The organism is Thermospira aquatica (assembly GCF_023525255.1).
Lineage (GTDB): Bacteria > Spirochaetota > Brevinematia > Brevinematales > Thermospiraceae > Thermospira > Thermospira aquatica.
This window is the reverse complement of sequence record NZ_CP073355.1, coordinates 1877680-1897070: the sequence shown is the minus strand read 5'-3', so window position 1 is coordinate 1897070 and position 19391 is coordinate 1877680. Positions and strand designations below refer to the sequence as shown.

The 19391-nt window shown below is 42.5% G+C and carries 18 protein-coding genes and 1 pseudogene; 13 read left to right on the top strand and 6 right to left on the bottom strand.

Going from position 1 to position 19391, the window contains the following annotated elements; genetic code table 11:
* Nucleotides 1-169: 169 nt before the first annotated feature.
* The 4 genes and pseudogenes from KDW03_RS09190 to KDW03_RS09175 all read left to right on the top strand — a co-directional run bounded on the left by KDW03_RS09190 (nucleotide 170) and on the right by KDW03_RS09175 (nucleotide 3740).
* Nucleotides 170-1395 (top strand): annotated as a pseudogene (locus KDW03_RS09190) (integrase catalytic domain-containing protein).
* Complete coding sequence (locus KDW03_RS09185; protein WP_271434786.1) at nucleotides 1383-2573, top strand: IS256 family transposase; 1191 nt, start codon at nucleotides 1383-1385, stop codon at nucleotides 2571-2573. The pseudogene KDW03_RS09190 and the gene KDW03_RS09185 overlap by 13 nt, the downstream one beginning before the upstream one ends.
* A gap of 70 nt (nucleotides 2574-2643) precedes the next feature.
* Nucleotides 2644-3417, top strand: coding sequence for an Mrp/NBP35 family ATP-binding protein (locus KDW03_RS09180; protein WP_271434785.1), 774 nt, complete (start codon nucleotides 2644-2646; stop codon nucleotides 3415-3417).
* Entirely contained in the window at nucleotides 3414-3740 is a 327-nt protein-coding gene (locus tag KDW03_RS09175; RefSeq protein ID WP_271434784.1) for a GNAT family N-acetyltransferase, read from the top strand. The genes KDW03_RS09180 and KDW03_RS09175 overlap by 4 nt, the downstream gene beginning before the upstream one ends.
* Before the next feature lie 165 nt (nucleotides 3741-3905).
* Here the strand turns inward: KDW03_RS09175 and KDW03_RS09170 are convergent, their stop codons facing one another.
* Nucleotides 3906-5093, bottom strand: coding sequence for a pyridoxal-phosphate-dependent aminotransferase family protein (locus KDW03_RS09170; RefSeq protein WP_271434783.1), 1188 nt, complete (start codon nucleotides 5091-5093; stop codon nucleotides 3906-3908).
* A gap of 243 nt (nucleotides 5094-5336) precedes the next feature.
* Between KDW03_RS09170 and KDW03_RS09165 the strand changes: the two genes are divergently transcribed.
* From KDW03_RS09165 to KDW03_RS09155, 3 genes are all read left to right on the top strand, one after another.
* Complete coding sequence (locus KDW03_RS09165) at nucleotides 5337-7217, top strand: DUF4914 family protein (RefSeq protein WP_271434782.1); 1881 nt, start codon at nucleotides 5337-5339, stop codon at nucleotides 7215-7217.
* Between the two features lie 121 nt (nucleotides 7218-7338).
* On the top strand, nucleotides 7339-8079 hold the full coding sequence (locus tag KDW03_RS09160; protein WP_271434781.1) for an MFS transporter: 741 nt from the start codon (nucleotides 7339-7341) through the stop codon (nucleotides 8077-8079).
* Entirely contained in the window at nucleotides 8079-8744 is a 666-nt protein-coding gene (locus KDW03_RS09155) for an MFS transporter (RefSeq protein WP_271434780.1), read from the top strand. The genes KDW03_RS09160 and KDW03_RS09155 overlap by 1 nt, the downstream gene beginning before the upstream one ends.
* Nucleotides 8745-8766: 22 nt before the next feature.
* On the opposite strand, the gene KDW03_RS09150 is transcribed toward KDW03_RS09155, so the two are convergent.
* Together KDW03_RS09150 and KDW03_RS09145 are read right to left on the bottom strand one after the other, a co-directional pair.
* Nucleotides 8767-9486, bottom strand: coding sequence for a cytidylyltransferase domain-containing protein (locus KDW03_RS09150; protein ID WP_271434779.1), 720 nt, complete (start codon nucleotides 9484-9486; stop codon nucleotides 8767-8769).
* A gap of 10 nt (nucleotides 9487-9496) precedes the next feature.
* Nucleotides 9497-10447 carry a hypothetical protein gene (locus KDW03_RS09145; protein WP_271434778.1) on the bottom strand — a complete coding sequence of 317 codons (951 nt, stop codon included), beginning with the start codon at nucleotides 10445-10447 and terminating at the stop codon, nucleotides 9497-9499.
* Between the two features lie 232 nt (nucleotides 10448-10679).
* Between KDW03_RS09145 and pstS the strand changes: the two genes are divergently transcribed.
* The 6 genes from pstS (at nucleotide 10680) to KDW03_RS09115 (ending at nucleotide 16821) form a co-directional block, all read left to right on the top strand.
* On the top strand, nucleotides 10680-11687 hold the full coding sequence (pstS, locus tag KDW03_RS09140) for a phosphate ABC transporter substrate-binding protein PstS (protein WP_271434777.1): 1008 nt from the start codon (nucleotides 10680-10682) through the stop codon (nucleotides 11685-11687).
* A complete protein-coding gene (pstC, locus tag KDW03_RS09135) occupies nucleotides 11668-12603 on the top strand; it encodes a phosphate ABC transporter permease subunit PstC (protein WP_271434776.1) in 936 nt (311 codons plus the stop codon). Before pstS ends, pstC begins: the two co-directional genes overlap by 20 nt.
* 3 nt (nucleotides 12604-12606) lie before the next feature.
* Nucleotides 12607-13443, top strand: coding sequence for a phosphate ABC transporter permease PstA (gene pstA, locus KDW03_RS09130; RefSeq protein WP_271434775.1), 837 nt, complete (start codon nucleotides 12607-12609; stop codon nucleotides 13441-13443).
* Nucleotides 13440-14195: a phosphate ABC transporter ATP-binding protein PstB gene (gene pstB / locus KDW03_RS09125; protein WP_271434774.1), complete on the top strand. Its 756-nt coding sequence runs from the start codon at nucleotides 13440-13442 to the stop codon at nucleotides 14193-14195. Before pstA ends, pstB begins: the two co-directional genes overlap by 4 nt.
* A 9-nt stretch (nucleotides 14196-14204) precedes the next feature.
* The gene (gene phoU / locus KDW03_RS09120; protein WP_271434773.1) at nucleotides 14205-14858 is read left to right on the top strand and encodes a phosphate signaling complex protein PhoU; all 654 of its coding nucleotides are present in this window, start codon (nucleotides 14205-14207) and stop codon (nucleotides 14856-14858) included.
* A 61-nt stretch (nucleotides 14859-14919) separates the two neighbouring features.
* Entirely contained in the window at nucleotides 14920-16821 is a 1902-nt protein-coding gene (locus tag KDW03_RS09115; RefSeq protein ID WP_271434772.1) for an AMP-dependent synthetase/ligase, read from the top strand.
* 45 nt (nucleotides 16822-16866) lie between these two features.
* On the opposite strand, the gene KDW03_RS09110 is transcribed toward KDW03_RS09115, so the two are convergent.
* Genes KDW03_RS09110 through KDW03_RS09100 form a run of 3 tightly spaced genes read right to left on the bottom strand, consistent with a single transcriptional unit; the run spans nucleotide 16867 to nucleotide 19268 of the window.
* Nucleotides 16867-17391 carry a 3-isopropylmalate dehydratase small subunit gene (locus KDW03_RS09110; protein WP_271434771.1) on the bottom strand — a complete coding sequence of 175 codons (525 nt, stop codon included), beginning with the start codon at nucleotides 17389-17391 and terminating at the stop codon, nucleotides 16867-16869.
* A gap of 11 nt (nucleotides 17392-17402) precedes the next feature.
* Nucleotides 17403-18692 (bottom strand): 3-isopropylmalate dehydratase large subunit, encoded by a 1290-nt coding sequence (locus tag KDW03_RS09105; RefSeq protein WP_271434770.1) that lies wholly within the window; start codon nucleotides 18690-18692, stop codon nucleotides 17403-17405.
* A 12-nt stretch (nucleotides 18693-18704) separates the two neighbouring features.
* A complete protein-coding gene (locus KDW03_RS09100; RefSeq protein ID WP_271434769.1) occupies nucleotides 18705-19268 on the bottom strand; it encodes a helix-turn-helix domain-containing protein in 564 nt (187 codons plus the stop codon).
* Between the last annotated feature and the right edge of the window lie 123 nt (nucleotides 19269-19391).

Sequence of the window (19391 nt, the reverse complement as noted above, 5' to 3'; positions counted from 1 at the left end):
GATTGAGACGAAGAATATTTTAGAGCTATTCAAACCAATTGTCAAGGAAGCGAATTGCTTCATAATAAAAGTACTCGAAAAGGGAACGTTGCTTCAAAATAAAAAAGTACTTTAAATTTGTGTAAAATAATCCAGTTCAAAGAACTGGAGGTAAAAGGTGGAGTTAGCGATGTTTGAAAGGAGACCTATTTACAGGGAAACGGCAAAACAATATCAAAAAGCCAGCAAAAAGGAAAAAATGGAGATACTGGATTATTTTGTGAGGATAACAGGTTTAAAAAACCGAAACTATGCCGCCAGGCTCTTGAGGCAGCACGGAAAAACCATATATGTAGGCAAGAAAAATTACCTTAAAGCCGACATAGCAAGAAGGGAAGAAAAAGACCTGGCAGAAAGAAAAAATTCGGCGAAGAGGAACTAAAACTTCTAAAAAAGGTCTGGGAAATTGAAAACTACATGTGTGGCAAACGCTTAAAGCCAATTTTAAATGAAGTTTTAGATAATCTCTTAGCAAACGGACATCTCCACGGTTCTCCACAGGCTATAGAAAACTTGCGCCATATAAGTGCCTCAAGTATTGACCGACTTTTGAAACAAGAGCGTAAAAAGCTTGAGATAAAAGGACGAAAAGGTACAAAGCCTGGAACGCTATTAAAGCAACAAATAGCTATACGCACGTGGGCAGAGTGGGATGAAAATTGCCCTGGGTTCATGGAGATTGATCTGGTAGCCCATGAGGGAGGAAATACGGGAGATTTTGCTCAAACATTAAATATGGTGGATGTTTGGAGCGGTTGGACAGAACTTGTGGCAATCAAAAACAAAGCTTCAAAATGGGTGAGAGAAGCCATAGAAAAAGTCAAAGGAAGACTTCCTTTTGATTTACGGGGAATTGATTCTGATACCGGTGCTGAATTTATTAATCATCCTCTACGCGATTGGTGTGAGAAGCACCAGATAAAATTTACAAGGGGGAGAAGCTCCCGTTCCAATGATAACTGTTACGTTGAGCAGAAAAACTATTCCATAGTCCGCCAGAATGTTGGATACTTCCGCTACGATACCGAGGAAGAAGTCTACTACTTGAACCGACTCTATGCGTATCTCAGGCTTTATGCCAACTTTTTTCAACCGGTTATGAAAATGACAGAGAAAAAGAGAATCGGAAGCAAGGTGCAAAAGAAGCATGATGATATTAAAACTCCCTACCAGCGGCTTTTAGAAAGCTCTTATGTAAGTGAGGCACAAAAGGAACGCCTAACAAGGCTTTATAAGGCTCTCGATTTGTTTCACCTAAGACAAAAAATTACAGCTTGCCAGAGAAAACTTTTCAGCCTTCAAAAGAAAAAGAATGTAAAAAACAAAAATTTGGAGGAAACTGTATGGAATTTTTGAGTACTTTTTTTTATGAGGCAATGATTCGAATTTCGAGTACTTTTTTATTTGACGCAACGGGGGAAGTATTAGAGAGTATGTTAAAAGAGGAAAGAGAGATTTACCTGGAAAACAATCCTCCCACAAAAGGCAATGGCTTTTACGAAAGGGATTTAAAGACAGCTTTTGGCGAGCTTACAGCCATACGTGTTCCAAGAACAAGGGATAATGGATTTAAAAGTGCCCTTCTTCCCTATCGCAAACGCATCACAGAAGACTTAGATGCATTAATCAGGGCTATGTTGATATCAGGAATGTCAACAAGGAAGATAGCAGAAGTTTTAAAAGAGCTTTATGAAATAAAGATTTCTTATGCTAACATCTCAAGGATAAGCCAGGTAGGCATAGAAGAGATTCAGAAGTGGCGTAGTCGCTCTCTCATGGAAGAATATGCCGTGGTATTTCTGGATGCTATGGTGTTTCCTATCAAGAGAGACAGGGTAGAAAATGAATCAATATATGTAGCTATAGGCATTACACCTGAGGGAAGACGGGAGATTTTAGGATACTACCTGCCAGGAGGCATGGAAAGTGCTTATAACTGGCGGGAAATTTTGCTAGATATAAGAGAAAGAGGTGTCAAACAGATTCATTTTATTGTCTCTGATGGCTTAAGTGGTATGAAAAACGTCATAACAGAGATATATCCCCACGCAAAGTATCAGCCCTGTGTAGTCCATGTCATGAGAAACATACTGGCTAAAGTGAGAGTTCAACACAGAAATATCATTGCCACTGAAATAAAAGAGGTATTTCATGCCAAAGACAAACAGGAGGCAGAACAATTGTTTATGAAATTTACACAAAAATGGAAAAATATCTATCCCAACTTAATGAATAACCTCTTGACAATAAGAGAGAATATATTCACTTACATGGAATTACCTGAAGGAATACGAAGCATGGTGTATACAAACAATGCCCTGGAAAGACTCTTTAAAGAACTTAAAAGGAGATTAAAAACAATGGAAATGTGTCAAAGCGAGGCTTCAGCTGAGAAATATCTTTACCTGTTATTAAGATACCAAAATGAGAAGTTCTTAAAAAGAAAGTTAAAAAATTGGGAGTATTACTTTCAACTCTATCGTGAGCAACACTCATACACCAAAGAAAATATTCACAGCGAGGTTATCCTATGACTAGACACAATTTTCTTGACACAATGCCAAAAAACAATTATATTTAAAAATATATATTAAGGAGTTTTTTATGGAACAACCATCTTCACAAAAAGTTGATAATAAAATTACCCATGTGATCGGAGTGATGAGTGGAAAAGGTGGTGTTGGAAAATCAACGGTTAGCTACCTCCTCTCTCTTGCACTCAAACTGCGGGGATACCGTGTGGGTATTCTTGATGCTGATCTCACGGGGGCCAGTATGCCGCGTCTCTTTCAACTGAAAAAGAAAAAGATAAAAACAGAGGGTGAATTTCTTATTCCCTTTGAAACCCAACAGGGAATCAAACTTGTTTCCATGAATCTTCTTCTTCCAGAAGAAGATAAACCTCTCATCTGGCGTGCTCCTCTTCTTAACCAGGCTATCATGCAGTTTTGGGAAAAGGTCATATGGGGAGAACTTGATTTTCTTGTCGTGGATCTCCCTCCTGGAACAGCCGATGTCGTACTTACCGTCATGCAAAAAATTCCTCTTTCAGGACTCGTTGTTGTCACAACTCCCCACGATATGGTTTCTATGATTGTCTCTAAATCTGTTTCCATGGCCCAAGCTATGGAAGTCCCCATTCTCGGAATAGTGGAAAACATGTCGGGAGTCATATGTCCTCACTGTGGCAACACTATTGATTTCTTTCCACGGGATGAAAAGCTTTCTGATATGATTACCCTGGCAAAAATACCTCTCAACACAAAACTCGCCTCCATCTCGACAAAGGGATTAAGTGTTTCAGACGAAGAGATTCAAAATCTTCTCACAACCCTTGTGGAAAACACTCTTAAGCGTCTCGAGGAGGTGAAAGAATGATTCCCATCGAACACAATCCCGTTTTAAGGCGTTTTTCTGGTTCTCTCAATGGTAAAGAATATGCGGTAGAGTACGAATATTCGAAAGAAGGGGAAGTTGTTATTACCCACACCTATGTTCATCCAGACCTTCGCGGTCATGGAATCGCTGGAAAACTCCTTGAAAAAATTTCCTTCTGGGCAGAAGAGGAAAAGAAACGTATTATTCCTCTTTGTTCTTACGCTGTGGTTTTCTATCAGAGGAATAAAAGTTTTCAACACCTTCTTTCTGACAAGAGTGATCTCTCGTCACAAGGAGTATGTCAAATATCCAAAAAGAGATAACGAATGATAAACATATGATAAAGAGAGAACAAAAAATCGTCTAGCTTTTCATGGGAGCCAAAAAACGATAGAAAGTTCAAAAAGATCGATAATTTTACTTCTTCGGTCTCTCTGGGTAAAGACTAAAAAAACCCTCCCTTAACGGGAGGGTTTTTGGTTTCGATATCAGTCTCCTGCCTCAGAGACAGCCACGTTTGGCACAGGAAAGTTTTTGAGAATATACTCCTGCGCAGCCGCCACAGACTTGCCAAGCTCAAACGTATACCCGAGCTCCTTCAACGCTAATTCCATCGCCTGAAGCTCAACCACAATATCCGACTTATCCACATACCCAAGATGCCCAAGGCGAAAGATCTTCCCTTTCATCGAACCCTGGCCTCCAGCAATCGTCACACCATACTTGTTCCTCATATACGCCGGAATCTTTGCACCATCCACACCCTCAGGCACTCGAATCGCTGTCACCGAATCCGAAGGACGTACATTCGGTACATCCGCAAACAAATGAAGCCCTATCGCCTGGACAGCCTGACGAAACGTCTCCGCTACAAGATAATGCCGCTTGATCACATTCTCCATGCCTTCCTCAAGCATCATCTTCAGCGCTACATTAAGCCCCATAAAAAGACTAATGGCAGGCGTCCACGCTGTCGTCTTCTTCTCAAGATTTTTCCTCTCTTTGGCTAAATCAAAGTAAAAACGTGGTAGCTTCGCCTCCTTCATCAGCTTCTCAGCCTTCGAAGAGTACGCAACAAACGCTAAACCCGCCGGTATCATAAACGACTTCTGCGCACCAGCAATCGCTACATCTACACCCCACTCGTCCATCTCAAACTCCATCGCACCAATCGCCGTAATCCCATCCACCACCATGATGGCAGACGTCTCCCTCACCACACTCGCTATACCCTTCACATCAAAAGCAACCGCCGTCGAAGTTTCACTGTACTCCGTATACACCCCTTTCGCCTCAGGATACTTCTTCAGCGCTTCCCTCACCTCTTCCGCTTTAATGTCTTTCCCATACTCCGCCTTCAGTTCTACAACATTCAGACCATACGCCCTCCCTATCTCAGCAAACCTCTCCCCAAACTTCCCCGCAGAGAGTACTATAATCGTATCCCCAGGTGACATAAAATTCGTAATCGATGCCTCCATACCCCCCGTCCCCGATGCCGTCAACGTCAATACCGGAGACGATGTCTTGAATACCTTCTTCAGCATTTCTGCGTTCTCTGCTACAACTTCAGAGAACTGAGGGGTCCTGTGGTGCATGAGTGGTCGCGCCATTTCTACCAGCACTTCACTGGGAACAGCCGTCGGCCCAGGCGCACACAGAAAACGCTTCATCATAGTTTTCCTCCTTGTCATTCTTTGCCCTTCAAAAAGGGAGATATAGTGTGTAGCAAAAAAGATTTTTTCGCAAATATTTCATGGTTTTCACTTTCTTGGAAATATTTCTCTTATTTTTTACCAGGAAAAAATACAACTCTTCAAAAAAATACGCAAAAAATTGAAAAAGAAACCCATTTACTTTATAATAGTTAGGTTTTACTAGAAGAGTAAAATCAAAACAACTCATATCAAGGAGTGCACATGAAAGACATTCTTCACCGTTTGCACCTACCAAAAGATGTGGTAGAGATTCTTCACAAGTCACCGGGAATAACCACATTCAACACCAGAGAAGAGCTTATCGAACTCTCCCTTGGTGGAAAAGAGAATAATTTTTATGAAGTTCGTTACACTGTTGAAAATACAACACCTGTTCAGGAAGTAATTGAAGCTACTGTGACCCGATGTAAAAACGGTATTGTCATCAACTACCCCGATCCGTACATGAGACGCCGCGATCCCAATAGCATGGTCATTGGAGATGAGGAAGAAACGGACAAACCCACCTACGAAGAGAAATATGGCAAACCTTTCAGTGAACTTCGCAATGCTACTTTTGAATGGCTTTCCCAACAAGAGCTTCTTATCATGCCATTTATCAGTGGTGACAACTCTCTCGATTACTACTCGTTGGTCATTGTTCCGAAAAACGCGGCCTTTTTTGCTCTCATGTTAGGGGATATTCAGGGATTTATACCCTTTGACAGTCTTCCCAAAGATTTTCGTCCCATGGCTGTTGTGTACGTTGCACCAACTTTCCGATATTCCCACTTTGATGGCAAACAGATCGTTGTACACAACAGACTTCACCATATCCATGAGGTGTTTTCTTACAACCTTTACCCTGGTCCCAGTGCCAAAAAGGGAGTGTACAGTGTCCTCCTCGATATTGGTGAAAAGGAAGGATGGCTTACCATCCACGCTTCTTCAGTCAAGGTTATTACTCCTTATGATAACGAACTCGTCATGCTCCACGAAGGGGCCTCTGGTGGGGGAAAAAGTGAGCTCCACCAGCAAATTCGTCGAGAAAAAGATAACAAGATCGTTCTCGCTACGCATATGCGAACTCAGGATAAAATCTATCTTGAATTGAACGAATCGTGTGATCTGAAGCCTCTGACCGATGATATGACTATGGTACACCCAAAGTTTCAAAAAAATCATAAAAAGATGATTATTAAAGATGCCGAAGAGGGTTGGTTTGTTCGGGTTGATAACATTCCCCATTATGGTACTGATCCCCATCTCGAAAAAATCTGTACCGAACCCAGTGAACCATTGGTATTTCTCAATATCGATGCTGTTCCAAATTCTACTGCCCTCATATGGGAACATATCGAAGACGCTCCTGGGAAAAAATGCCCCAATCCCCGCGTTATTTTACCCAAACGACTTATTCCAGATGTCATTGATCAGGCTACCGCTGTCGATGTACGATCATTTGGTGTACGTACTCCACCCTGTTTTGACGATGCGCCATCATATGGCATCATCGGTGTAGCTCACGTACTTCCCCCCGCCCTCGCGTGGCTCTGGAGACTCGTAAGTCCTCGGGGACATGCTAACCCCAGTATCAGCGGAAACATGAAAGCCCTTTCGAGTGAAGGTGTGGGTTCTTTCTGGCCATTTGCGACAGGAAAAATGGTACGACACGCCAATCTTTTGTTAGAACAATTTCAGGATTATACGGATACCCTTTATCTGCTTATTCCCAACCAGCATATTGGTGCCTACGAAGTAGGATTTATGCCAGAGTGGGTTGTCAGAGAGTATCTCGCAAAACGAGGAAGCGCTCGCATCAAGTCATCTCAACTCGTTCCAGCTCGGTGTTCTCTGTTAGGATACGCGCTCGAGTATATGAAATTTGAGGGTGTTTACATACCAAAAAGTCTTTTGCAGGTGAACCTCCAGCCCGATGTTGGTGATGAAACGTATGACAAAGGTGCTGCCATGCTCGAAGAATTTTTCAAGAGTGAGCTCCAGCAGTTTCTCACACGAGATCTCTCATCAGTAGGTCGCCATATTATTGAGTGTTGTCTTGACAATGGAACGGTTCAAGACTACGAAGAACTCCTGAGCTAAAAAATCAAAGGAGGGGGTCATTCCCCTCCTTTTTTCTTATGAATATATTTTATGAGAAGGATATAAGAATACTCTCTCCCCTCTTTTGCTTTTTTTCTTGTTTTCCTTTATAATTTATCATATGGAATTAACAAAACCTTTGTCTTCTTCTCGAGCCAAAAAAAAGGGCCTTTCTTCTTCACTTCGAGCATCAGTGATTGACGGCTGTTTCTACACAATGATGGTGGGATTTGGTGAATCGTTTTTTGGTGCTTATGTCGTTGCCCTCCAGGCAAGTCATTTTGTTATCGGTCTCATTGGCTCTCTCCCACAAACCATGGGTTCACTTACCCAGCTTCTCAGCATCCAGGCGGTGAGATTCTTTAAAAGTCGAAAACGTATGGTAAGCACTCTTGTGCTTTTTCAGGCTTTTTTCTATATCCCTATCACCCTCGGGATGCTTTTACCAAGAAGTTATGGAATCGCTTTAATTCTTCTCAGCGTCACGCTCTACTTTACCCTTGGTATGATTGTGGTCCCGGCATGGATCGAATGGATGGGATACCTCGTGCCCGAAAAACTCCGGGGAAGATATTATGGCATACGAAATAGTATCACCGGTTTCTTTTCCCTGTTCTCTTTTCTCATAGGAGGACTGATCCTTCAGTTCATGGATCAGCAAAACCTTGTATGGTTTGGATATGGAATATTGTTTGGACTTGCTTTTGTGTCCAGGCTTTTTTCGTATTGGTATCTTCTCCAGGTTGATGATGCCAAAGCTCCACCTCCCCCACCACTTTTAAGCGCTTCTTCTCAACACAGACGCATCCTCAAAAACCTCCCTAAAAGTCCCTTCTTTGGCTACCTGATGTCAGTGTCCTGATGAATACCGCCGTTTTTATCTCAGGCCCCTATTTTACCCCCTATATGCTCCAGGAATTACACTTTTCTTACTGGACATTTACCTATGTACTTGCTATCCCCATGCTTGTCAAAGCTCTTACAATGCCTGTATGGGGAAAAATATGCGATCTCTATGGCAACCGAAATGTTCTCTCTTTTTCTGCAACTTTCCTCGGCACACTCCCCATTCTCTGGATGCTTTCTCCAAAAGTGGAATTTATTGTTTTTGTTCAAATACTCTCTGGTTTTCTCTGGGCTGTTTTTGATCTGAGTGCCTTCAATACTCTTTATGACCTTACCCCGGAGAGATCTCGTATGAAGTACAGTATTCTTCTGAACTCCGTGAACGCTCTTGCCTATATAACTGGTGCTATGCTTGGAGATAGGATTATCACCATCGCGTCAAACTTCCCGCTTTCTTTTTCTCCTTATCATGTTGTGTTTTTGACCAGTGGTATGATGCGCTTTCTGGTTGCCTTCCTCTTTTTACCCAAGATTCCACATATAGCAGGGACTCACCATGTGTCTTTTCGTTCTCTTCTGTGGACTTTTTCTGTTCTCACGGTACGGGGATTTTCCTGGAATGTTTTGAAAGCGCAAAAAAAGGCAACAAAAAAAGCCGACAGAAATATTCCATCGGCTTAAATCTTTTCCCTTTTCAAATTTTTTACATGCTTGCTCGAGCTAAAGCAAGATGAGCCTCTTCTGATTCCTTTCTGATAAAATAACGAATAATGTCTTCCATAGAAATAAAAGGTTTTCCCCGATAATAGGCAAATGCCTCCCTCACACGCTGGAGATCCTCATAGGTATCCACCGTTACCCGAATTTCAGGGGCATAGTAAAAACCTGTTGACACCGGCTCAAGGATAGAAAAGGAATCTCTATTCTTGTAAAGAAAAGGAGTGACATGTTCTTTTTCGTAATCTGTTTTTGCATTCTTATAAGCCGTCTCTATAGCTGAACGAGAAATAACCTCAACCCCTGTGCCAAGAGGAATGCCCAGATAATGTGTCAAATCCGCTGAACTTTCCATGTGGTACTCAATAGCCATATCCATAAATTCTGGAGAAACAAGAGGGTTGTCTCCCGTCGCCCGTACGACAATATCACTCTCAAAAAACATCATCGCCATATAGTAACGTTCAAGAACGTTGGGCTTACTACCGATGAAAAAATGCACTTCAGGGTAAGGTTTAAGAGCTTCATGAAGAGCAGGATACGAATCTGCCGTTGTCGCTACAATAATACGACGAGCATATTGAGAAAGTCTCAATCTTTCCACAATATGAGCGATGAGCGGTTTTCCTTCAATAAGGGCTAAGACCTTTCTTGGTAAACGCTCTGAATCCAGACGAGCCTGGAGAATCACATCAATTTTTCGCATAGTTTTCCTCCTATGCTTTCTCATTATTTATTATCGATAAAATTTCAAGATCCTCAAGGGGGAAAGACGCCATTTCTTCAGAAAATTTTTTTCGACTTTGAAAAAAGTACCAAAATTTCTGGGCTTGTTTCCATCGAAAACTCAAAAAATCTCGCAAAAAAAGCGAAAACAAAAGTCGCTGCTGTTTTTTCACCAGCTTTCGATCAGAGATATTCCGTACGTGGAAAAGAAGATATTCCTCATCCTCATCTGAAAAAGCCATTTCCCCTTTTCTCTCGATTTCAAAGAATGTTTTCCACTGACGCACATGAATAACCCTCAAGCCCTGTTTCCACATTCGCCAACCCAACTCGGCATACGTATACAAAGGATTATCATACTCCCAAATCTCAAAAGAACCCGACAAAAACTTCTCTTTATCAATAGCAAAACAAAAAGACAACGGAGAAAAAACAGATAAGGCATTCTGGATCCTGTCTTCTAAAAATGTTGAAAAAAAACCATTCTTTTCCTGAAGCTTTAGCTGAGAGGCAATATTTTCCCCCTGTTCAGAAACCCACTGGGGAACAATCATACCACATTGCGGTTCGTCAAAATAGAGAGAAAAAATCTCTCCTGGCAACGTTTCCATCCGCACCAGATCATCCAGAAAAACCACCATCCTCGAAAAGCTCTCCTCACATCCGATACGTACCACCTGACTGAAAGAGAGCGATTCCTCAGGGAAAATTACACGGAGAACCGGGAAACGTTCCATGAGACTATCATACTGATAGGCATCTTTCTCCTCTGCAATCAGGATGAGTTCCCTATCATCGTGCCCCCGAAGCAAGGCATACAGACTATTCAGGGTATCCACAGGATGAGCCAACGGACGAAGATAAAGAACAACAGAGATCTCTTTTGGAATTTTTAAAAAATCCCTGTCTCTGTTACTGATCTCACTGTATACTGGTATCACTGTCCTACTCCGTTTTTTAAAAGTATCGGAAAAAAAAGAAAAAACTCAATTTCCTAATGTTTAAAAAGTAAAACTTTTTTGTAAAATATAAAAAACAAAAATTCATTATAAATTCATTTTCTTTTCATCTGATGTTCATAAACCCACCCTTATAATCATTGTGCTTTCTTCGCAAGAAAAGTTTCTTGACAGAAAGCAAAAAATATTTTAATCTATTAAAGGAGGTTTTTCTATGCGAAAAACATATCTTCTGGCGATGATCGTTCTCGCCTCTCAGGTTTTCGGTGTTGATTTGAATGCGGCAGGTGCTACTTTCCCTGAGCCCCTGTATGCTGCGATGTTCAAGCAGTATCAGACCCATCGCGTAAACTATCAGGCTATTGGTTCTGGTAGCGGTATCAAGCAGCTCATTGCACGAACAGTGGATTTTGCTGGTTCTGACGCTCCCCTCAATGATGACGAAAAGGCTCAGGCAAAGGATGATGTCCTCCACATCCCAATGGCTCTCGGTGCTATTGTAATGGCGTACAACCTCCCTGGTAATCTGAAACTAAAACTGGATGGTGATACTGTTGCCAAGATCTATCTTGGTCAAATCACCAAGTGGAACGATCCCGCCATTGCTACGTTGAACCCCGGTGTTGATCTCCCAAATCTCAACATTGTCGTTGTGTATCGTTCTGACTCTTCTGGTACAACGTACAATTTCACTCTCTACCTCACCAAGGTAAGTAAAGATTGGAAAAAAGCTGTAGGTACCAGTAAGGCTCCAAAGTGGCCTGTGGGTATCGGAGGAAAAGGGAATGCCGGTGTAGGAGCTTATGTAAAACAGGTTCCCGGAAGCATTGGTTATGTGGAGTTCGCTTATGCAAAGCAAAATGCTTTAGCATACGCTCTTTTAAAAAACAGTGCAGGGAAATTCATTGATGCTGCTAATCCCAAATCTCTTGCAGCAGCCATCGTTAATGTTCCTGCTGATGGTATCGCCGATGTGGTGAACTCTCCAGCAAAAGAGGCATATCCTATCGCTGCAACCACATGGATCCTGTTGTACAAAGATCTTTCTTACCTCAAGGATAAAAACAGAGCAAAAGCTATCGTCGAAACCATCTGGTGGATGGTACACGATGGTCAAAAGATTCACCCTACCGTAGATTATGGTCCAATTTCTTCCCAGGCAGTGAAAGTATCAGAAAATCTTTTAAATTCGGTGGTATTTAATGGCAAGAAAGTTCGCTAACACTTCTCAGAAAGAAACAAAAAACCCAGAGAAGGCCAAGGCCTTCTCTGGGGGCTTATTTTCATTTTTTCTCTGGTTTTCGGTGGGATTTGTTGCCCTTTTTATTCTGGCAACACTATTCAGTCTTTTTATATTCTCTCTTTCTGCCATCAAACACAATGGGTGGCAAATCTTTATTGGTACAAACTGGGATCCGGACAATGCCTCTTTTGGGGGGCTGCCATTTATCACAGGAACATTTTTAACATCTGTCCTAGCTCTTCTTATCTCTCTTCCTTTTTCCCTTTCGCTTTCTATCTTTCTGGGTGAATATCGTCCCACGGGAAGATTATCCACCCTTTTGAAAGCTGTCGTAAGACTCCTCGCAGGCATTCCCTCGGTTATTTATGGGATGTGGGGACTTTTGGTACTCGTCCCACTCATGCAGAAGTGGCAGCTCTCCTTGGTTTCTTTTGGAGTCATACCAATGGGAGTGGGTGTATTGACAGCATCTCTTGTGGTAGCTATTATGATTATTCCCTATTCTACCTCTTTGGCTTACGAAGTTATCCAGCTTGTTCCTCAAGATCTTAAAGAAGCAGCTATCTCTCTAGGTAGTCCCCGTTACAAGATGATCCAGAAGGTGATTATACCCTATGCCTCTTCAGGTATTCTCGCTGGCCATATGCTTGCTTTTGGGAGAGCTTTGGGCGAAACCATGGCTGTGACGATGGTTATAGGAAACCTCAATCAGATGCCTACGTCTCTTTTTTCTGCGGGAAGCACCATCGCAAGCGTTATTGCAAACCAATTTACTGAATCCACCGGGCTGCATACCGAATCGCTTACAGAACTCGGTTTGATCCTCTTTTTATTTACCATTGTGTTTAGCTTCATAGGGCAAAGGATCATCAAAAATCTGTCTTTTGAGAGGTAACCTATGACAACGCCAAAAGCACATCTTCGAAGTAACATCATAAAAGATAAACTTTTCTTTGGGATAATCCTTGTCCTATCCTTTGCGGTTGCCATTCCCCTGATATGGATAGTAGGTTATATAATAGTTCAGGGAGTCCAAAATTTATCTCCCGTTCTTTTCATCAAGGACCAAAACGGCGGTGGTATCCTCAATGCTATCCTCGGTACAATTATTGTTACAACAATCGCTGCTCTGATTGCCACCCCTATTGGAATTATGACAGGCATTTATATCGCTGAGTATCAAAACAAATTTTCCCATTTTCTCAAAGTTATTGTTGAACTGATCCAGAGCATTCCGTCTATTGTGATGGGAATTCTTGCTTTTATCTGGTTTGTCGTTCCCCTGCGTTCGTTTTCAGCCTTGTCTGGAAGCATCGCTCTGGCTCTTATCATGATCCCTGTCGTGGTAAAAAACACCGAAGAAAACATACGACTTATCCCACTCCTCCTCAAAGAAGCAGCCTATGCCCTCGGGGCTCCAAAACATGAGGTCATTTTGAAGATTCTCGTACCGTGTTCTATCAGTGGTATTAGCACAGGGGTACTTGTAGGCGTATCGAGAATCATGGGAGAGACAGCTCCACTCTTGTTCACTGCTTTTGGAACACGTATCATTCACATCAATATTTTCAGGCCTATGGAAACCCTTCCTACTCTTATTTTTAAGTATGTTTCTTCTCCTGTCGAGGAATGGATCAAAATTGCATGGGCTGCTGCTCTTATACTTTCTGCAACTGTTTTTCTTTTAAATCTGATAAGTTCCGTTTTGATAAAGCGATGGAAGGTGAAACTATGAAAGTTTTGATTCAAGTTCAGGATCTCAATGTTTTCTATGGAGAACAACAAGCTCTTATGTCGGTATCCCTGGAGTTTTATGAGAACCAGGTGCATGCCATTATGGGTCCCTCAGGTTGTGGGAAAACCACTCTTTTGCGTTGTCTAAACCGTATGCACGAACTCGATTCTTCGGTGAGAGTCGACGGGAAAATTTTCTTGAGCGGAATTAACATCTTTTCTATCCCTGCCATGGAAGTGAGACGAATGACAGGGATGGTGTTCCAGCGTCCCAATCCCTTCCCCAACATGAGCATCTATGACAATGTGATTGCTGGCTACAAACTCAACAACATCCACCTCAAAAAAGACGAAGCCAATCAGATTGTTGAAGAGAGTCTCAAAAAAGCTGCCCTGTGGGTAGAAGTGAAAGATAAGCTCCACAAACGAGGAACCTTTCTTTCAGGTGGACAACAACAAAGACTTTGTATCGCCCGAGCTCTCGCCATGAAGCCAAAGGTACTTCTTCTTGATGAACCGACGTCTGCCCTTGATCCAAAGTCTACAAGTCATATTGAAGAGCTCATCACTGAACTCAAAAATACGGTTACAATCGTCCTTGTTACCCACAACATTGCCCAGGCTGGACGGATTTCAGATTATACTGCCTTTATGTATCTCGGAAGCCTCGTGGAATACGGACCAACAGAAAAGGTTTTTACCATCCCTTCAGACAAACGTACAGAAGAATACCTTTCAGGAAAATTTGGATAGGAGAAAACTATGTCAGCCAAAGAAAAGTTTGCTGATCTCAAAACAGATATTCTTAAATACGCTTCCCTTATTGAAGAAATGGTGGAAAGAGCTTTAAGCGCTTTCATCGAAAAAAACAAAACTCCAGCGCAGGCCGTTATTGATTACGATGAACGTCAAGCGGATATCTGGGAAAACAAGCTCGAAGAAGCCTGTATAAGTTTCATTGCGCTTTTTCATCCAGAGGCAAAGGTTCTCCGTTTCACCATGATGATCTACAAGATGACTAGCGATCTCGAACGAATTGGAGATATCGCCACAAGTATCGCCAAGGACGCCTATGCGATTTGTGATCATCCCGTGGATTTTCCCCTGGAGAGATACGAAGAGATGAAAAACATTACGCTCCAAATGCTGAGAACATCTCTTGAAGCCCTTGTCGAAGAAAACGCGGAAAAAGCAATTCAGGTCATTCATAATGATTCACTCATCAATAACCTGAGAGACAGTATTCATGGAGACATTATCCGATTAATGAACGAAAGAAAAGGAGATGTCCTCCCCTGGCTTATCCTTCTTAGCATTTCACGCCATATTGAAAAGATGGCCGATATCATCACCAATATCGCAGAAGAGGTGGTTTATATTACAGAGGGTCGGGTTATCAAGCATCACCACATTTAAAAAGTAGCATATTTTTTTTATTACGCTATAATGAAGCATCACGAGTATAAAGGAGAATACGATGCCAAGATACCCGGGAAAACCCAAAAACCTCTCTACTCTCAGAGAGATTATAACCTTCATCGACGAATCGCTGGCAGGACACACCGCTTTTATCAATAGTTCCCCGGAAACTTTCCCCTCTATGGACTACCTTCAGGTGAAAAATACCGTGCTTGATCTTGTACAAGCCCTCCTCTCCCTTGATGTCAATAAGGGCGACAAAATCGCTCTCCTTTCTGAAAATAGAACCGAGTGGGCTTTAGTTTATCTTGCTGCTGTTTGTATGGGATGTGTCATTGTCCCTTTGGATATTCTCCTCACTCCTCAAGAACTGGAAAATCTCATCAAAGACAGTCAGGCAAAAATACTTTTTGTATCCGCTTCTCAAAAAGATCGATTTCCTTCCCAAGAATCTCTTCCCGTGAAGCACATCGTTGTCTTTGATCCTATTGACGAAACACGTGCACTCCAGGAAAAAAAAGAAGCCCAGGACCTCCTTACAAAACTTCTAGGTCTCTCTATTCTCCCCTCCAAGATCTCCAAAACTCTCTCCCTTCATAAACAGGAACTCGTTCTCACCGATAAATGCGAGGTTCTTTTTCGAGAGGAACGCGTCCTTGATTTTCTGGTGCTAGTAACTGCAGGTAAACACATCCGCAGTGAAAACTGTAGCAATCCTCTTGACAATATCCCTCTTTCTCCAGACGACCCGGCAGCTCTGATCTACACCTCAGGCACAACAGGTAAACCCAAAGCTGTTCTCCTCACCCAGTACAACCTTGCAAGCAATGTAGATGATATACAGATGCACGAACTCTTTGCGCCTGAGTTTCGGTGGGTTACTCTTCTTCCTCTTCATCACACCTTTCCTACGATGGGAGGTCTTCTTGTTCCCTTTGTTACCCGGGGTACTATTCGTTTTGTTGCAAGTTTACGCTCTGATGTGATCATCAATGCTTTTAAAGAAACAAGGGTCAACTGTATTATTATTGTTCCTCTTTTCCTAGAAAAAATATACAAAAATATCCTCAAAACTGTGAAAGAAAAGAATTTCATTGTACGTTTCATTTTTAAGACCCTCTTTAACTTTTCCCATTTTGTCTACAAGTGGACACATCTCAATCCTGGAAAAATTCTTTTCCACAACGTCAGGGAAAAACTTGGACTCTCAGAACTCAAATTTTTTATCTCTGGCGGTGGTCCTATTGCCAAGGAGATTCTCATAGGACTCAACAGTCTTGGGATCTATGTCGCGCAGGGCTACGGTCTTTCTGAAACCTCACCCGTGCTCACCTGCTCCAATCTCACGGTCAACAAGTTTGGTTCTGTAGGATTTCCCCTTAAACGAGTTGAACTGCGAATTGACAATCCCGACAAACGGGGTCATGGAGAAATCCTGGCCAGAGGTCCAAACATTATGAAAGGCTACCTCAATAACCCAGAAGAAACCGCTAAAGTGATTGAGAGTGAAGGATGGTTTCACACGGGGGATATTGGATTTATAGACAAGCAAGGTTTTCTCTGGATCACAGGGCGACTCAAAAATATCATCGTCACCTCTGGTGGTAAAAATATCTACCCTGAAGAACTGGAAAACCTTCTCGCCCAGAGTGAATACATCGCCGAAGTAGCCGTCATCGGGAGAAAAGACTGGGAAAGCCGCGGCGAGGTTCCTTACGCAATCATCTACCCAAATCTTGAGACCATCAAACTTCTGAGCGACCAGCAGGAGAAAAACTTTGACGAAGACTCTCTCTATGAGCTTTTCTCCCAGGAGATTAAACGTCTCACGGCCGACCTTCCCCTTTACAAAAAGATCGCCGATTTTGAACTTATCTACGAAGAACTCCCCAAAACTTCCTCCAAAAAAATCAAACGCTTCCTTCTAGAAGCATCCAAACCTTTCCAGAAAAAGAAATAAATCCTAAAAAAAGCCCCGATGGTACCATCGGGGCTTTTTTTTGACTTAATAGTGTTTCTCCGCGTAACCAACCCATCCACCTGCTTCGATCAAAGCCTTCTCAAAACCTCCAAGGGTATAAGAATATGTTTTTTTCTTCCCCTCTGCCTCTAAAATAATCTCTGCAGGATCAATCGAAATTTTTGCATAGGTTTTCTTGCCTTTAAACTCGCGAAAGATCTCATCAATTGTTTCCTTTGGAAGTTCTATTGCCAGCATCCCACCGTTAAACATATTCTGGCGAAAGATTCTGGCAAAGTTTTCAGCAATAACCGTATAGATCCCATTGACCTCTAATGCCCAGGGCGCATGCTCACGGGAAGATCCACACCCAAAATTTGCCCTCGTGACAATCACCGATTTCCCGGCAAGATCCCTTTTTGGATCAAAACCCTCAAGCTTCAAATCCTCAAGACAATACGGTTTTAATGCTTCCTTGGTAATCTCTGTGAGGTATTTCGCTGGAATAATCTCATCCGTATTAATATCGCTTCTATCCAGAAACAAAACCTCTCCGTCAAACTGACGCATAATCACCTCCTCTATTTCCCGCGATAAAGAGGGGAATTCGTAATTTTCCCCGCGATAGCCGATGCTGCGGCGGTAGCAGGACTCATCAGATGTACTGTGCCACCTTTCCCCATACGGCCATAAAAGTTTCGGTTCGTTGTCGCTGCACAAACCTCACCCTCAGCAAGCACACCATTTGACATTCCAAGACATGCTCCACATGTTGGATTGGTGATAGAAAACCCTGCTTCGTAAAAGATCTTCAAAATACCTTCTTCCATAGCCTGAAAGTAGATTTCAGGTGTAGCTGGCGAAAGAATACCTCTCACCGTTGGGGCAATCTTTTTGCCTTTGAGAATCTGAGCAGCTATACGAAGATCCTCAAGCCGCCCATTGGTACAGCTCCCTATGTACACCTGATCTATGGGTGTACCCTCCATCTCTCGTACTGGTTTTACCAGATCGGGCTTGTAGCCATAGGTTACCATGGGTTCAAGATCAGAGAGATCGTATTCCAGAACCTTTTCGTAGTGGGCATCGGGATCAGAAACCCATTTTTGAAAATCTTTCAGAGCTGCTTCCTTGGAAGGATAGTCATTCTGAATAAATTTCCACAGATACTCCACCGTTGTCATGTCAGGATAGCATATTCCACTGGTTCCGCCAGCTTCAATGGCCATATTTGAAAGGGTCATCCTGCTCTCCATAGACATGGCATCGACAATAGGACCTGTAAACTCCATCACATGATCCGTTGCACCGTTAACCGAAATCTGGGAAATAATGTAAAGAATAACATCCTTGGCATAGACACCCTCAGGGAGTTTTCCTTTGAGAACAAATTTGATAGTTTTGGGATACTTAAAAGCACATACTCCTTTGAGAATACCAACCTCAAGATCAGTAGTCCCTACTCCTGCTGCAAACGCCCCAAAAGCCCCATGGGTACAGGTATGAGAATCTCCCATAATAATTGTGTAACCAGGACGAACAAATCCCTGTTCCGGAAAAAGAGCATGACATACACCATTTCTTCCAACATCAAAGAAGTCCTTAATGTTGTGACGACGTGCCCATTCTCGTAAAATCTTGTGCTGGGTAGCTGTCTTGGAATCTTTGGCTGGAGTCACATGATCGATCACTGCTTTGATCTTCGTAGGATCAAACACACGGTCCAGTCCGCGATTTACCAGATCCATGATCGCTACCGGTGTGGTAATCTCATGGCAAAACACCATATCCAGCGAGAGCACATACACCCCTTCATAGGGCTTGTCCACCAGATGGGCATCAAAAATCTTTTCAGCGATGGTTTTTCCCATAGCTTCCTCCATTTATACTTTTCGCCGTGGAGGCGTAACTATCCAGTAAGCTTCCAGAAATACTTCCCCTGTATTACGAAAAACATGCGGTACACCAGAAGAAAACGCAATACTATCCCCTGCCTTTAGGGGGTAGATCATGTCCCCCAGGATAAACTCTCCTTCTCCTGAAAGGATGATCCCGAGTTCCTTACCCCGATGTCCCTGCGGTTCACTTCGTTTTTCGTGCTTCGGAGGGATACGGATAAGATATCCTTCTATACCTTCCCCTTCTGTAGAACCAGGGATCGAGGCCAACCTCTCATAAACCGTCCCATCAACCTCGGTTTTTGTCCGATTCTCCCGGGGAACAAAAGCAAAAGGACGGGTACGTCTCCAATCCTGAAAAAGATACTCTATGTCCAGCTCCAGAACCTCAACAAGAGAAAGAAGAGTATCCATGGCCGGAGAAACACGATCCCGCTCAATCTGAGAGATAAGGCTTTCACTTACCCCCACATTCTCAGCAACCTGCCGAAGGGTAAGCCCCTTTTTCTCTCTGGCTTCCCGGAGTCTACTCCCAAAACGGTACTTCATTTTATCTTTACTTAAAGTAGTTAAGTATATTTTAAGTCAAAAATACCTCCCTGTCAAGTAAACACTCTCTTTAGTGGAAATTTTTTGTTTTTAATGGTATACTAATAAGAAAAATCTTGAGAG

What these genes read in the sequence shown, in the direction of transcription:
- KDW03_RS09105 (WP_271434770.1), bottom strand. Translation starts at nt 18,692, where the DNA reads ATGGGAAAAACCATCGCTGAAAAGATTTTTGATGCCCATCTGGTGGAC.
- phoU (WP_271434773.1), top strand. Translation starts at nt 14,205, where the DNA reads ATGTCAGCCAAAGAAAAGTTTGCTGATCTCAAAACAGATATTCTTAAA.
- KDW03_RS09170 (WP_271434783.1), bottom strand. Translation starts at nt 5,093, where the DNA reads ATGATGAAGCGTTTTCTGTGTGCGCCTGGGCCGACGGCTGTTCCCAGT.
- KDW03_RS09110 (WP_271434771.1), bottom strand. Translation starts at nt 17,391, where the DNA reads ATGCGTCAGTTTGACGGAGAGGTTTTGTTTCTGGATAGAAGCGATATT.
- pstS (WP_271434777.1), top strand. Translation starts at nt 10,680, where the DNA reads ATGCGAAAAACATATCTTCTGGCGATGATCGTTCTCGCCTCTCAGGTT.
- KDW03_RS09160 (WP_271434781.1), top strand. Translation starts at nt 7,339, where the DNA reads ATGGAATTAACAAAACCTTTGTCTTCTTCTCGAGCCAAAAAAAAGGGC.
- pstC (WP_271434776.1), top strand. Translation starts at nt 11,668, where the DNA reads ATGGCAAGAAAGTTCGCTAACACTTCTCAGAAAGAAACAAAAAACCCA.
- KDW03_RS09165 (WP_271434782.1), top strand. Translation starts at nt 5,337, where the DNA reads ATGAAAGACATTCTTCACCGTTTGCACCTACCAAAAGATGTGGTAGAG.
- KDW03_RS09115 (WP_271434772.1), top strand. Translation starts at nt 14,920, where the DNA reads ATGCCAAGATACCCGGGAAAACCCAAAAACCTCTCTACTCTCAGAGAG.
- pstB (WP_271434774.1), top strand. Translation starts at nt 13,440, where the DNA reads ATGAAAGTTTTGATTCAAGTTCAGGATCTCAATGTTTTCTATGGAGAA.
- KDW03_RS09155 (WP_271434780.1), top strand. Translation starts at nt 8,079, where the DNA reads ATGAATACCGCCGTTTTTATCTCAGGCCCCTATTTTACCCCCTATATG.
- KDW03_RS09180 (WP_271434785.1), top strand. Translation starts at nt 2,644, where the DNA reads ATGGAACAACCATCTTCACAAAAAGTTGATAATAAAATTACCCATGTG.
- KDW03_RS09150 (WP_271434779.1), bottom strand. Translation starts at nt 9,486, where the DNA reads ATGCGAAAAATTGATGTGATTCTCCAGGCTCGTCTGGATTCAGAGCGT.
- KDW03_RS09100 (WP_271434769.1), bottom strand. Translation starts at nt 19,268, where the DNA reads ATGAAGTACCGTTTTGGGAGTAGACTCCGGGAAGCCAGAGAGAAAAAG.
- pstA (WP_271434775.1), top strand. Translation starts at nt 12,607, where the DNA reads ATGACAACGCCAAAAGCACATCTTCGAAGTAACATCATAAAAGATAAA.
- KDW03_RS09185 (WP_271434786.1), top strand. Translation starts at nt 1,383, where the DNA reads ATGGAATTTTTGAGTACTTTTTTTTATGAGGCAATGATTCGAATTTCG.
- KDW03_RS09175 (WP_271434784.1), top strand. Translation starts at nt 3,414, where the DNA reads ATGATTCCCATCGAACACAATCCCGTTTTAAGGCGTTTTTCTGGTTCT.